Below are 12,881 nucleotides of genomic sequence, written 5' to 3' on the forward strand. Positions count from 1 at the left end.
GTCTCCCCCTTTAGCTCGCAGAGTAACGACTCAGTCGTTTCTCCAAGTAATTTTGCAGTGCTGATAACACTGAGCAGAATAGTAAATAGAACAATCCTGCCTCGCAATAGATCAGCAGTGGCTCATAGGAGGTGGAAGCAACCTGCTGTGCTGTTCTGAACATCTCCGTATAGGTAATGGTCGCTGCCAGTGAAGTGTCTTTGACCAAGCTAATAAAGGAATTCGATAACGGCGGTACAGAAACACGGGCAGCTTGTGGCAGTATAACGCGGCGCAGTGCCTGGGTACGAGTCATCCCAACGGAGAAGGCCGCTTCCCACTGACCTTTATGTATAGACAGGATAGCAGCACGTATAATTTCTGATGAATAAGCCCCTACACTAAGCGTAAATCCAATGGTTGCGGCTATGAAAGGGTCTAGCACGATTCCAACTGCCGGCAAACCATAGAAAATAATAAACAGTTGCACCAACAAAGGGGTTCCACGAATGACCCATACATAAAAGCGAGCGATCAGCTTCGGAAGTACCCACGGGGAGAGACGAGCTAATGCAGTCAATATCGCTAAGATCAGTCCCAGTGCAAATGATATCAATGCCAAAGGAATGGTAAAAGCCACCCCAGCTTTTAGCAGGGGTAGCAGTGAATCTAAGAAAATTTGTATTTTGCGGTCATCCATTTTTAGACATCCTTTTTTGGCTCCAAGCTGGTTAGCTTCTGAAACCTTGTATTATTTTGAAACGTCAGCACCAAAGTATTTCTCAGAAATCTTTAAGTATGTGCCATCGCTCTTCATTTCAACAATTGCATCACTAACTGCTTTTACCAACTCATCGTTGCCTTTTAAGAAAACAGCTGCGCTTTGCGAACCGTCAGGAATCTCATCTACCACTTTAATTTTCACATCAGGCTTTTGCTTTTTCAGGTCCAGATAAGACAAACCATCATTTACAGTCGCATCAATACGGCCTGAGGTCAATAGGTCCATCGCTTGATTGAACCCGTCTGTAGCAACGATTTCAGCACCGTTCTCACGGGCGATATCGGACAGGTTACTGGTTAGAGATTGTCCAGCTTTTTTACCCTTAAGATCTGCAAATGTTTTGATATCCTCATTGTTTTCACTCACTATCAATACCGCTTTAGATACGATATACGGTTCAGAGAAATCATATTTCACTTTACGATCTTCATTAATGGATACTTCGTTAAAAATAACATCAAAACGCTTGGCATCCATCCCAGCAAAAATGCCGTCCCACTGTGTCTCAAAAAATTCTGGTTCAACACCGAGGCGCTTCGCTACTTCCTCAGCAATTTCTACGTCAAAGCCGGTCAGTTTCCCCGAAGCGTCATGATAAGTAAAGGGTGCATACGTCCCTTCTGTTCCTATACGCAATTTGCCGCTAGCTTTAACAGCTTCCAGACTGTTTTGCGCAGTGGCTGTATTTCCACCATTCGTTCCAGCTGAAGAATTTTTAGAAGTATCGGTATTCGAATTATTGCCGCAGGCCGCTACAAACACCACGGTTAACGCCAATAGAATAGTTAAACTTAATTTTTTCATTATTAATTCCCCTCTCTTTACCCGGAATTCATCCGGTAAATTGTATACTACACTGGCTGATGTTTACCGTCAATGATTTTTTCCGATTATATTCATCGGAATTGTAATATTAGGTAAATCTCTACCCTTATATTACCCATTCTTAGAATAATCCTTCACAAGATCCTCTCTTTACATCTCAGAAAGATATGGTATATTTATAAACAAATTAAATATGGACCTGTTATTTCACTAGGGGAGTCGGCCGACTGAGACGGAGCTTCAAGCTCCGGACCCTTGGAACCTGATCTGGATCATACCAGCGGAGGGAAGTGGAGCAGAATTTTCATCCCATGCATTTTTAGTGTTCCTATGCTGAATGAACTTTTTGACCCATTTATTTCCCACCGGAAATGAATGGGTCTTTATTTGTTTACAATCAATCACAAAACTTAAGCGTAGGCTTCCGAAGCAAGTTTTGTACGATGCTTTCCAAGAAGCCAACGCTCACAAAACTTTTTAGGAGGTTCGATCATCACGACAATCCTATCCATTCAATGCTTAACCTACTCTTTTCCGGAATCAGAACAACCCCCTGTATTCGCAGATCTATCCATGGATATCAGGCAAGGTGAGTTTGTTTCTGTCATTGGGGCTAGCGGATGCGGAAAAAGTACGCTTTTCAAAACTATAGCAGGCTTGCTCGAACCCACTCATGGGAAAATAATAATTCATTCGAACTCGTCATCCTCTACTCGCTTAGGTCAGATCGCATACATGCCTCAGCAGGATTTGCTGCTGCCTTGGAGAACCGTGCTCGACAACTGTCTTTTGCCCTGGGAGATTAAACCAAGGTTTAGTAAACAACAGACGATCTCTCACATTCGGGAAATGCTGTCACGCTTCGGTTTGGCCGATGTAGAGAAGGCTTTTCCCCATGAGCTATCGGGTGGCATGAAACAGCGAGTCGCATTTCTACGAACGCTTGTAGCTGGCGGCGGGGCCGGTCTTATGCTGCTAGATGAGCCATTTGGAGCGCTCGACGCTATGAGCAAACGTGAGATACACCGTTGGCTGTTGGAGCTTTGGGATGAGCTGGATCAAACAGTGATGCTCATCACCCATGATCTAGAGGAAGCGCTGTTACTAAGCGATCGGATTTATTTATTGTCTGGAGGCGTGCATAGCGAATTACAGGAGATCATCGTTGATTTACCGAGGCCAAGACATTACAAGATGAACTATGAACCCCGGTTTATAGCGTTACGGGAAGAGTTGGAGCGGAGACTGTATGCATCCCATACCTTTTAAAAAATATTTAAACAATTACGGCCCCTTCATTCTACTGCTATTGTTCATTCTTGTGATCTGGGAATCAGCTGTTCGTCTTCACTTGATTCCAGCCTTTATTCTACCTGCACCTTCTTCAATAGGTATCGCATTGATCGAACACAGGCAATTACTCAGACCGCATTTAATGGCGACACTGCAGGAAATATTGGTAGGTTTTGTTCTCTCGGTTATCTGTGGTTCACTGCTGGGCACCGGAATGTTCTTGTTTCGCCCCCTTGAAAAAGCCATCTATCCGTTCCTTATTATCAGTCAGACGATCCCGTTAATCGCGCTATCCCCCATTTTTATTATGTGGTTCGGGTATACGCTGTGGAGCAAAGTGGCTGTTGTGTTTCTAACTGCTTTTTTTCCAGTCGTTGTGAGTACATATGACGGACTTCGTACAAGTGGTCAAGCCTACAAAGACTTATTGTTAACATTTGGCGCAAACCGCTGGCAACTGCTTGCTAAAACCCAAATTCCGCTGGCGCTGCCCTCTTTTTTCTCAGGACTAAAGCTATGCATTGTGTACTGCGTAATTGGAGCAACCATCGGCGAATGGCTTGGAGGCAGCAAAGGACTCGGTTACTTTAGCCGAAGGATGGCCGGAAATATGCAAAGTGCCGAAATGTTCGCCGCTGTATTTCTGTTGTCCGCGCTCGGTGTAGTGTTGTTTGTGATGATAGCTCTGCTCGAACCATTATTTTTAAAGAAAAGAGGATCTAAGCAATGAATGATTTGAATTTCCAAAGAAAATGGCTTATTCCCGTATTTCTCATATGTTCACTCCTAATCTTCACCAGCTGCGGAAAAGCATCCAATGTAAGTAGTCCTCCTGCTAATTCATCTAATAACGAAATTATACAAACACACAAGCTGAAGATTATGCTCGATTGGTATCCCAATGCCGTTCACTCTTTTTTATATGCTGCTGAGCAGAATGGTTATTTCCAAGAGGAAGGTCTGGACGTAGAGATCCAAATGCCCGCAGACAGCAATGACGCACTGAAGCTTGTAGCAGCGAATCAAATCGATTTAGCGTTTAGTTATCAACCTCAGGTGCTCATGGCACGCAGTGAGAACATTCCAGTACGTTCGATTGCTGCGATTGTGAGACATCCGCTTAATCATTTAATGGTACCTCAGGCTGGAGACGTTCATAGTCCCAAAGACCTCATAGGTAAACAGATTGGGTATTCTTCCATTCCTCTTTATGAAGCCATGATTCGTACGATGATCCAAAACGATGGGGGTGACCCTAAGGCCAGCAAATTAATAGACGTAGGCTTTGACCTTATTCCGGCGATTGCGACGGGGCAAGTGGATGCCATTATGGGAGGGTTCATTAACCACGAACAATTAATCTTGGAAAAAGAAGGTTATCCCGTGAACTCGTTCAATCCCACGGATTACGGAGTCCCCGATTATTATGAGCTAGTCCTTGTCGCCAGCGATCAAGGAATACAAAATTCTGAATCCTATTTCAAAAAGTTTCTAAATGCAATTACAAAAGGACAACAATTTGTGCAGGATAATCCGGAAAAAGCGTTAAATTTGCTGCTTGCACACGAAGATGAGACCTCTCCACTCGATAAGCAAATTGAAGAGAAGAGCCTAGCGATTCTACTACCGTTAATGAATGCGGGTGATCAAGATTTTGGATATCAAGCGCCAGCGTCTTGGGAGAAGGTAAGACAGTGGCTATCGGACAATGATTTACTGTCTACTGACATCAAAGCTGAGGATTCTTTTATTAATCTTTAAACATTAGCTATTCGCTAATAAAACTTGAGGAGGAATAAATCATGAGTTATCTATCCAAAGTACGGGAATCCAATCCACTGGTCCACAATATCACCAACATCGTCGTAGCCAATTTCTCAGCCAACGGTCTTTTGGCGCTGGGTGCCTCCCCCTTTATGGCGGATGCTCACGAGGAAGTGGTCGATATCGCCGCATTTTCATCTGCTGTAGTTCTAAATATCGGCACACTGAATGACTATGCCATTCAATCCATGGTGCTCGCGGGACAATCTGCGAATAAGCACGGCGTTCCCTTAGTTCTTGATCCAGTGGGTGCGGGAGCCACTTCTTATCGAACAGCGGTCACTCAAAAGCTAGTGAATGAGATGCAGATTACCGCTCTACGTGGCAATGTAGCTGAAGTTGCCAATGTCATTGGTGAAAGCTGGTCTATTAAAGGGGTAGATGCAGGCGAAGGGGATGGCGACGTAGTCGTCTTGGCTGAGACAGCCGCGCGGAAGTTAGGCTGTGTAGTTATCATCACCGGAAAAGACGATGTCATCACAAATGGATATAACACCTACATTGCCAGCAATGGTCACCCAATTCTAACGAAAGTAACGGGAACCGGTTGTCTGCTAAGTGCAGTAGTCGGTGCATTTCTAGCGGTAAGTGAAGGAGCATCTCTTGAAGCCGCAGTCGAAGCTCTCTCCTTCTATGGAGTGGCTGCTGAAATAGCCGCTGAACTAACGACTGGACAAGGTCCGGGGAGCTTTCAAATCGAGTTTCTAAATCAATTGAGCTTGGTCACAGCTGAAACTTACCAAGATAAATCAATAATCAAGCAACTCAGATAACAACCCTAAGGAGTGAACAATGATGATATCTAAAGCTTTAACTATAGCCGGCTCGGATAGCGGTGGTGGCGCTGGCATCCAAGCAGATCTAAAAACCTTTCAGGAGCTTTCTGTATATGGAATGAGTGCTCTTACGGCTGTGACAGCCCAGAACACCCTCGGAGTTCAAGGCGTTTATCCGTTGACACTGGAAGTTATTACTCAGCAGCTTGATTCCATTGGACTTGATCTGAAGCCGGATGCTGTGAAGACCGGGATGCTTTTTAGCAGTGACATTATACGTATCGTAGCAGAGAAGATCCAGCAATACAGCTGGCGTAATCTTGTAGTTGATCCTGTGATGGTTGCTAAAGGAGGTTCCACGCTGCTACAGCAAGAAGCTGTTCAGTCCTTAATCAATCATCTCCTCCCGCTAGCCTTAGTGACGACACCCAATATTCCAGAGGCTGAAATGATTACCAACAGAAGCATCACTACTATAGACGATCGTAAAGAAGCAGCTAAAATCATTCATGCCATGGGCTCTAACTATGTAGTGCTAAAAGGTGGGCATGATACTTCAACTAAGGCTGTTGTGGATCTCCTATATGATGGTCACGAATTCATCTTTATGGAGAGTCAACGAGTTCAGACTAGACACACGCACGGCACAGGCTGCACCTATTCAGCAGCAGTCACTGCCGAGCTTGCCAAGGGCAAAACCGTTCCCGAAGCAACACACATAGCTAAAGCTTTTATACAAGCGGCGATTGAAGACGAGCTGGGCATAGGGGCTGGACATGGACCTACGAATCATTTTGCATATCAGAATAGATTGCGAGGGATGAACCTTGAAGCAAATAGACAGTGATCAACTGCGGGATTTATTAAAAGTCTATTTCATTATGGGCAGTGTGAATTGTCGGATAGCCCCAGCCAAGGTATTAAAAGAAGCCGTCGCGGGAGGCATAACGATGTTCCAATTTCGTGAAAAAGGTACGGGGGCATTAACTGCCCAAGTTAAATTTAATTTAGGAAGACGGCTCCAAAAGATATGTCGTGCTAACGGAGTCCCTTTTATCGTTAATGACGATATTGATCTAGCCATCGCCCTTGATGCGGACGGCATTCATGTAGGACAAGATGATACCCCTGCGCTAGCGATTAGGCAGTTGCTTGGCGAGGATAAGATCGTTGGTGTGTCCGCTCATTCGCTCGCCGAAGCTCGGCAGGCGATAGCGGATGGAGCCGATTATCTGGGCATTGGTCCTGTTTATCCTACCTCTTCCAAGGAGGATGCCCAAGCTGTTCGAGGCACATCAGTTATTGAAGAAATACGAAACAGCGGCATTACGATTCCTTTGGTTGGCATAGGCGGGATCACGGTGCACAATGCAGCACCAGTACTAGCTGCGGGTGCGGACGGTATCTCCGTTATCTCAGCTATTGCGGGCGCTGAAGACATCGCCTTGGCAGCCAGAGGATTTGTTCACGAAGTTAATTTAAGCGGGTCATAAGCTCACTCAGCTCTTCTCCGCTCAAATGCCGCCATTGTCCTCGCTCCAAACTATCAAGTGTAATATTCATGATTCTTATACGCTCTAGCTTTAGTACTCTATATCCTAACTCCTTGCACATTCTGCGTATTTGCAGATTAAGGCCTTGAGTTAGGATAATTCTAAACTGACATTCCGCGATCCGAGAGACCTCACAAGGTTTTGTTGTGACGCCAAGAATATCCACACCACTAGACATGGCATGTATGAACTCTGACGTTATTGGCTTGTCTACATGAACTACATATTCTTTTTCATGCCCATTCTCGGAACGCATCATTTTGTTTACGATATCTCCATCGTTGGTTAACAAAATGAGGCCTTCCGAGTGTTTATCTAATCTGCCGATCGCAAAGATCCGTGAGGGATAACCTACAAAATCTATAATATTCCCGGCCACATTTGGCGCAGCTGTACAGGTGATGCCTATCGGTTTATTCAGCGCGAGGTATACCGGCTCCCCTTTACTGCTTGTTATGGGCTCTCCATCAATCCATACGATATCCTCTGGCTCTAAAAGAATATTCGCATCACAGACGATGCCGTTAACAGCGATCCGCCCTGCGGCAATGAGTCGTTTCGTTTCCCTTCTGGAACAGAAGCCTGTTTCGCTTATATATTTATCGATTCTCACTGATGGTCCTACTTTCCTTCTGATACTTGCATCTATCCATAAAAAAACACCTGATTTTAACGATCAAAATCAGATGTTAACCTTCAGGAATAATTGATTTCAAGGGAGCTATTTCGAGCTTCCGCTTTTTTTCACGTTATTGCCCTTGCTTCCACTTGCATCTTTAGCGCCTGGACCCGTGGTTGGAGCACCTTTTGCAGGTTTAACTGGTTTTGCTGTTTTGTTCCAGCGTGTCCAGCCCTTACTCCCCGTACCTCTGCCCGTGCCGCCACCTTTACTTTTTGCACCCATCATATCACTCCGTCAGTCATTCAGAATTCGTATAGTTTATACACTTCATCTATTTTACCACACTCTCAAACTTTCTGGTTAAGTAATAGCTCAGCTTCGACTAACGATACTCTGACTAATATTTAGCATCTTTATTCATTTCATGAATATCAAAGGTATCTTCATGTATTTCAATGGCGATGACAGTACCCTCTTTTTCGAAAAATTGCACATGCCCTAACCGCTTATCCTCCAGCTCCACCCAGCCAGCATCCTCTAATTTATTAAAATAGCTGTCAGGCCGGTAAAGACCTTGTTCTCCCCCTATATTATCCAATTCGTACTTTACGCCTATTTTTATATTAGGGTTACTTGAAGTTGTCGTCACTTCGATTTCCTTGGCGTTCTTCGGAACAGGAATTTCAGCATTGATAGAAGATATTCCGTACTCTTGCTCCACTTGAGTTGATGATGTACATCCGCTTGTGAATAGTATTAAAGGTAACCATAAAAAAGCTAATAAATATTTATACAGGCATATCAGCTCCTTCCCTAGCTTATTCTACCAAATAAATCCATTAAAAAACACCCCATCAAAGTAAGCTTTGATGAGGTGTCTATTTCGAATCAGCTTTACAGCTTATCCATTTTATTTAGGCTGAATATAACCTTCTGCTTTCAGAAGCTCAGCGATCAATACAGCACCACCAGCTGCTCCGCGCAGGGTGTTATGGGAGAGACCTACGAATTTGTAATCATAGATGGCATCTTCGCGAAGTCTGCCCGTCGATACGCCCATACCATTCTCAATATCACGATCCAGTTTGGTCTGTGGACGGTTCTCCTCTTCGAAATAAGTAATGAACTGTTTAGGGGCGCTAGGCAGTTCAAGCTCTTGAGGACGTCCTTTGAAGCTATTCCAGAGTTTCAGAATCTCTTCTTTGGATGGCTTTTTCTCAAAAGAAACAAATACAGCAGCCATATGTCCATCCGCTACAGGCACACGGATACACTGCGAAGTAATGGTTGGCGCTTCACTTTTTACGATACCTTCTTCTTGCACGCTTCCCCAGATGCGCAACGGCTCTTGCTCGCTCTTCTCTTCTTCGCCACCAATGTAAGGAATCACGTTGTCCAGCATTTCAGGCCAGTCAGCAAAAGTCTTGCCCGCACCCGAAATTGCTTGGTAAGTGGTGACTACAACTTTAGATGGGTTGAATTCTTTAAGTGCATGAAGCGCAGGCACATAACTTTGAATGGAGCAGTTAGGTTTAACCGCAATGAAACCAGTCTCAGTGCCCAGACGTTTTCTTTGCTGCGCAATAACCTCAAGATGCTCTGGGTTAATCTCAGGAATGACCATAGGCACGTCCGGTGTCCAACGATGCGCTGAGTTATTAGAGATAACTGGAGTGCCTGTACGAGCATAAGCTTCTTCGAGCGCTTTAATCTCTTCTTTTTTCATGTCTACTGCGCAAAAGATCAGGTCTACGTCCGCAGCTACTTCTTCTACCTTAGAAGCATCTTGAACCATAATATTCTTCACGTTCTCAGGCATTGGAGTGGATAGCTTCCATCTGCCCTTGGCCGATTCTTCATACGTTTTCCCAGCAGATTTCGCACTGGCAGCAATCGCAGTTACTTCAAACCAAGGATGATTCTCTAGAAGGGCAATAAAACGTTGTCCTACCATACCTGTGCCGCCAACTATGCCGGCTCTTAGCTTTCTTGACATCAGAAAATACACTTCCTTTTGATTAACTGTCCTATTGTGAATAATAGGCCGATAATTAATGATATACGGGTCGAGAACATTTGGCGAGTGTTAACATCAAAATAACATTAAAAAATTTAATATTTTCATTTAAACCAGCCTTTTTCCTTAAATCGAGTGATCGCTTCAATCCGATTTCCCACATCCAGCTTATCGAGGATAACAGAAATGTAGTTCCGTACCGTACCAGTGGTAATGTACAGCTCGCTGGCAATTTCTTTCGTATTTTTGCCATCGGCGATCAGGCCGAGTACTTCCTTCTCCCGCTGAGTCAATGGATTCACTTCACCACTGTAGGCTTCATCCATCAGCTCCGGTGCATACATGCGTCTGCCTGCCATAACATTCCGGATAGAGAGTGCCAGCTCTTCACTAGGACTGTCCTTCAGTAAATAAGCATGAACACCCGCTTTGAGCGCACGTTCGAAATATCCCGCCCGGGCAAAGGTCGTTAATATCATCGTTTTGCAGCCGCTAGTCTTCAGGGCTTCTGCAGCGTCGAGACCACTCATTGCCGGCATCTCAATATCCATAATACAGATATCCGGTTTAAGCTGCTGAACCATTGCAACAGCTTCTTCCCCATTACTTGCTCGGCCTACGACCTTCATATCCTCTTCTAAATCAAGCAAAGAAGCCAACGCCCCGAGGAGCATTCGTTGATCCTCAGCGATTACAATTTTAATCATTATAGGATGACCTCCTGTTCCTGATGTTTGAATGCATTGGGTACTTTAATCACAATTGTAGTCCCGCTATCTCTCACGATATCCATACAGCCATTCACAAATTCAAGACGCTCTCTCATGCCTTGCAGGCCATGGCCTTTAAAATAAAGATCATTCCCAGGTATACCGGTCCCATCATCTTTTACTTTAATGACTAGATCCGTCCGTGAAGGTTCAATCAGAATAGAGCAAGACTTTGCCCCGCTGTGCTTCACAACATTAGTGACAGCTTCCTTTATACACATGCTGAGGACATTCTCCGTAATCAATGAGGTATTTGTTAGCTTCGGGTTCCCCTCCAGCATATAATCAATCTCCGCAGCCGCAAGGAACTGCTGAATATGAATCAGTTCATCTTCAAGCCGAATGCCACGCATTCGTGTAACCATCTCACGAACCTCTTTCAGCGCACTTCTCGCCGTTTGTCGAACATCATTGATCTCTGCTTTTGCTTGGGTAGGATTAGAGTCGATTAGCTTTCCTGCCAAATCACTCTTCAGACCAATTAATGAAAGCTTCTGACCTAATGTATCATGAAGATCTCGCGAAATCCGTTGTCGTTCTTCAAGCTTAACGAGTTCGGATATCCGTTTATTGGCGTCCTCCAATTGGTCTTGCAGCTTCTCTTGATTGTTACGGTTGTAGGTAGTGATGGGTAGAAGAATCACTGCAATCATGCTAACAAGGACGAACGGAAGCTGGCTAATAAACACTGAATTACGCGAGAGCAGCTCATAATTGATTGTAATGATCGTAGTTAACAGATGTATGGAGTACAGTGTGAAGAACCCCACTCGATTCTGTATGTTCCCGATAAAAAAGGCTAGAAAAAGTGCAAAATACATATATCCGAACAAAAGCGTCATCGTTATAGACACTAATATTTGAACACTCGTCCAGAAATAAACCAGCCACCCCTTAGAAACAAAGGAAAGCACATAACAAACAAAAAATACAGCAATCATCAAGATTCCCCAAACTACTTGGTAGGTAGAGGAGGAGCGAAAAATAAAATAAAACGGTAGAATGTAAAAAACGACCCACACATAAGGGCTGAGACCTGTGCTTTTATGAAAAATATGATGCCACTTTTGCATGACCGCTCTCCTTTTTTCCATACATTACTCTCCTTATTCTAGCACAAATTCAGTGAAAATCTGTTGAACCACTACGATAAATAGAAAAAGATTAGAGCCACGAATGATTTCTCCGGCTCTAACCTTTCTATATAATCCTATTTTGTTCGAACCTATAGTTATTATTCTCCTTGGAGTCTAGTCTTATGAACTTGCAGGACTTCTCCCGCTACCTTAGGTTTGCTTAGTCTCGACTTTACCTCTTTAAAGCTGATGAAGCACTTATTCTCCTCATCCCAAAGACGGAAGTGTAGAGCCTTCAGGCTAGTGCTAAGCGTTATGGTCGTCGCCTTTTGCAATGGTGGCGTAGCATTATGTGCTTTTTCTAAATTATAGTTGGGTACCTTTGGACTTAAATGATGGACATGGTGGAACCCGATGTTCCCTGTGATCCATTGCAATAGCTTAGGTAGCTTGTAATATGAGCTTCCCTCTACTGCAGCCATAACATAACTCCACTCCGATTCATTCTCGAAGTAAGAATCCTCGAACTGATGCTGAACATAGAACAACCATATTCCGAGAAAACCGGATACAAAGGCTATTGGCAATTGCACCATGATAAAGGCTTGCCAGCCGATCGCCCAAATAAGCAATCCGTAGAGAGCTGCGATAGATACATTTGTTAAATAGGTATTCATCCGTTCTTTACGTCTAGCGCCTTTAGCATTAAAGCGATATTGAATCATAAAAACAGCAATAGGTCCTAAACCGAACATCACGAGTGGATTACGATAAATCCGGTAATACAGACGTTTCCAGGATGAAGCTGCTTCATATTCATCGACAGTCATAATCCATATGTCACCAATCCCTCTTTTATCGAGGTTACTGGAGCTGGCGTGATGAATGGAATGACTATGCTTCCACTGCCGATAAGGAACAAGTGTAAGTACACCTGTAATCGTTCCGATAATGTCATTCGCTCTACGATTTTTAAAGAACGAACCATGTGTGCAGTCATGGAAAATAATAAAAGTTCGGATTACAAATCCTGCTGCAGGAATGGCCAACAAAAGGGTGAGCCAGTAGGAAACGGATAAAGAGAAATAAGCTCCGCCCCATAACAGCACAAGTGGCCCTAAAGTATTAATGAGCTGTCTTATGCTCGCGTTGCGGTCGTTTTTTTCGTAAGGGGCTACACTTTTTTTAAGACTGGAGAGCTGTGATGTCTGTTTTGTAGTCATCTTTATCGTTTCCTCCTTGATGTGTCTGGCTAAGGATCTTTTTATCTATCCTAAGTATAGGAGATAAAGTGTCATCCTATAAGTCATAAACATCAAGTAAAGGGTATGATAAATGTCATACTTATGCCCTATTTTCCCC

At 44.0% G+C, this 12,881-nt stretch carries 15 protein-coding genes and 1 riboswitch; of the genes, 6 read left to right on the forward strand and 9 right to left on the reverse strand.

Translation table 11 applies throughout. From position 1 onward, the window contains the following. Window positions 1-10: 10 nt before the first annotated feature. Both ACQKMP_RS02265 and ACQKMP_RS02270 read right to left on the reverse strand, forming a co-directional pair. Window positions 11-679 carry an amino acid ABC transporter permease gene (locus ACQKMP_RS02265; RefSeq protein WP_042187519.1) on the reverse strand — a complete coding sequence of 223 codons (669 nt, stop codon included), beginning with the start codon at window positions 677-679 and terminating at the stop codon, window positions 11-13. Between the two features lie 51 nt (window positions 680-730). Beyond that, window positions 731-1,567, reverse strand: a complete 837-nt coding sequence (locus tag ACQKMP_RS02270) for an amino acid ABC transporter substrate-binding protein (RefSeq protein ID WP_076282859.1) — start codon at window positions 1,565-1,567, stop codon at window positions 731-733. Between the two features lie 223 nt (window positions 1,568-1,790). Further along, window positions 1,791-1,894: riboswitch (TPP riboswitch) on the forward strand. 267 nt (window positions 1,895-2,161) lie between these two features. Here ACQKMP_RS02270 and ACQKMP_RS02275 point away from each other — a divergent pair. Genes ACQKMP_RS02275 through thiE form a run of 6 tightly spaced genes read left to right on the forward strand, consistent with a single transcriptional unit; the run spans window position 2,162 to window position 6,974 of the window. Then, complete coding sequence (locus ACQKMP_RS02275; RefSeq protein ID WP_197071285.1) at window positions 2,162-2,857, forward strand: ABC transporter ATP-binding protein; 696 nt, start codon at window positions 2,162-2,164, stop codon at window positions 2,855-2,857. After that, window positions 2,838-3,611, forward strand: coding sequence for an ABC transporter permease (locus ACQKMP_RS02280; protein ID WP_081951101.1), 774 nt, complete (start codon window positions 2,838-2,840; stop codon window positions 3,609-3,611). The genes ACQKMP_RS02275 and ACQKMP_RS02280 overlap by 20 nt, the downstream gene beginning before the upstream one ends. Then, window positions 3,608-4,642 (forward strand): ABC transporter substrate-binding protein, encoded by a 1,035-nt coding sequence (locus ACQKMP_RS02285; protein WP_042187513.1) that lies wholly within the window; start codon window positions 3,608-3,610, stop codon window positions 4,640-4,642. The genes ACQKMP_RS02280 and ACQKMP_RS02285 overlap by 4 nt, the downstream gene beginning before the upstream one ends. Before the next feature lie 41 nt (window positions 4,643-4,683). After that, window positions 4,684-5,478 carry a hydroxyethylthiazole kinase gene (gene thiM, locus ACQKMP_RS02290; RefSeq protein ID WP_042187511.1) on the forward strand — a complete coding sequence of 265 codons (795 nt, stop codon included), beginning with the start codon at window positions 4,684-4,686 and terminating at the stop codon, window positions 5,476-5,478. Between the two features lie 22 nt (window positions 5,479-5,500). Then, window positions 5,501-6,328: a bifunctional hydroxymethylpyrimidine kinase/phosphomethylpyrimidine kinase gene (gene thiD, locus ACQKMP_RS02295; RefSeq protein WP_042187509.1), complete on the forward strand. Its 828-nt coding sequence runs from the start codon at window positions 5,501-5,503 to the stop codon at window positions 6,326-6,328. Further along, window positions 6,318-6,974: a thiamine phosphate synthase gene (gene thiE / locus ACQKMP_RS02300; protein ID WP_156113226.1), complete on the forward strand. Its 657-nt coding sequence runs from the start codon at window positions 6,318-6,320 to the stop codon at window positions 6,972-6,974. The genes thiD and thiE overlap by 11 nt, the downstream gene beginning before the upstream one ends. Here the strand turns inward: thiE and ACQKMP_RS02305 are convergent. From ACQKMP_RS02305 to ACQKMP_RS02335, 7 genes are all read right to left on the reverse strand, one after another. Further along, the gene (locus tag ACQKMP_RS02305; RefSeq protein ID WP_339803072.1) at window positions 6,955-7,647 is read right to left on the reverse strand and encodes a pseudouridine synthase; all 693 of its coding nucleotides are present in this window, start codon (window positions 7,645-7,647) and stop codon (window positions 6,955-6,957) included. The genes thiE and ACQKMP_RS02305 overlap by 20 nt on opposite strands. A 108-nt stretch (window positions 7,648-7,755) precedes the next feature. Continuing rightward, complete coding sequence (locus ACQKMP_RS02310; RefSeq protein WP_042187505.1) at window positions 7,756-7,938, reverse strand: DUF3934 family protein; 183 nt, start codon at window positions 7,936-7,938, stop codon at window positions 7,756-7,758. A 115-nt stretch (window positions 7,939-8,053) separates the two neighbouring features. Next, window positions 8,054-8,377, reverse strand: coding sequence for a hypothetical protein (locus tag ACQKMP_RS02315; RefSeq protein WP_427468753.1), 324 nt, complete (start codon window positions 8,375-8,377; stop codon window positions 8,054-8,056). 189 nt (window positions 8,378-8,566) lie between these two features. Beyond that, window positions 8,567-9,652, reverse strand: coding sequence for an aspartate-semialdehyde dehydrogenase (gene asd / locus ACQKMP_RS02320; RefSeq protein WP_076282867.1), 1,086 nt, complete (start codon window positions 9,650-9,652; stop codon window positions 8,567-8,569). A 125-nt stretch (window positions 9,653-9,777) separates the two neighbouring features. After that, window positions 9,778-10,380, reverse strand: a complete 603-nt coding sequence (locus ACQKMP_RS02325; RefSeq protein ID WP_042187498.1) for a response regulator transcription factor — start codon at window positions 10,378-10,380, stop codon at window positions 9,778-9,780. Further along, complete coding sequence (locus ACQKMP_RS02330) at window positions 10,380-11,516, reverse strand: sensor histidine kinase (protein ID WP_339271607.1); 1,137 nt, start codon at window positions 11,514-11,516, stop codon at window positions 10,380-10,382. The genes ACQKMP_RS02325 and ACQKMP_RS02330 overlap by 1 nt, the downstream gene beginning before the upstream one ends. Window positions 11,517-11,677: 161 nt before the next feature. Beyond that, complete coding sequence (locus ACQKMP_RS02335; RefSeq protein WP_042187494.1) at window positions 11,678-12,742, reverse strand: fatty acid desaturase; 1,065 nt, start codon at window positions 12,740-12,742, stop codon at window positions 11,678-11,680. Window positions 12,743-12,881: the final 139 nt, after the last annotated feature.

This window comes from Paenibacillus sp. NPDC101420, assembly GCF_050277435.1.
In the GTDB taxonomy this organism is placed as follows: Bacteria; Bacillota; Bacilli; order Paenibacillales; family Paenibacillaceae; genus Paenibacillus_AQ.

Excerpts from the sequence above, each read along its gene's own strand:
- ACQKMP_RS02265 (WP_042187519.1), bottom strand. The coding sequence starts at position 679 with ATGGATGACCGCAAAATACAAATTTTCTTAGATTCACTGCTACCCCTG.
- ACQKMP_RS02270 (WP_076282859.1), bottom strand. The coding sequence starts at position 1,567 with ATGAAAAAATTAAGTTTAACTATTCTATTGGCGTTAACCGTGGTGTTT.
- ACQKMP_RS02275 (WP_197071285.1), top strand. The coding sequence starts at position 2,162 with ATGGATATCAGGCAAGGTGAGTTTGTTTCTGTCATTGGGGCTAGCGGA.
- ACQKMP_RS02280 (WP_081951101.1), top strand. The coding sequence starts at position 2,838 with ATGCATCCCATACCTTTTAAAAAATATTTAAACAATTACGGCCCCTTC.
- ACQKMP_RS02285 (WP_042187513.1), top strand. The coding sequence starts at position 3,608 with ATGAATGATTTGAATTTCCAAAGAAAATGGCTTATTCCCGTATTTCTC.
- thiM (WP_042187511.1), top strand. The coding sequence starts at position 4,684 with ATGAGTTATCTATCCAAAGTACGGGAATCCAATCCACTGGTCCACAAT.
- thiD (WP_042187509.1), top strand. The coding sequence starts at position 5,501 with ATGATATCTAAAGCTTTAACTATAGCCGGCTCGGATAGCGGTGGTGGC.
- ACQKMP_RS02310 (WP_042187505.1), bottom strand. The coding sequence starts at position 7,938 with ATGGGTGCAAAAAGTAAAGGTGGCGGCACGGGCAGAGGTACGGGGAGT.
- asd (WP_076282867.1), bottom strand. The coding sequence starts at position 9,652 with ATGTCAAGAAAGCTAAGAGCCGGCATAGTTGGCGGCACAGGTATGGTA.
- ACQKMP_RS02325 (WP_042187498.1), bottom strand. The coding sequence starts at position 10,380 with ATGATTAAAATTGTAATCGCTGAGGATCAACGAATGCTCCTCGGGGCG.
- ACQKMP_RS02330 (WP_339271607.1), bottom strand. The coding sequence starts at position 11,516 with ATGCAAAAGTGGCATCATATTTTTCATAAAAGCACAGGTCTCAGCCCT.
- ACQKMP_RS02335 (WP_042187494.1), bottom strand. The coding sequence starts at position 12,742 with ATGACTACAAAACAGACATCACAGCTCTCCAGTCTTAAAAAAAGTGTA.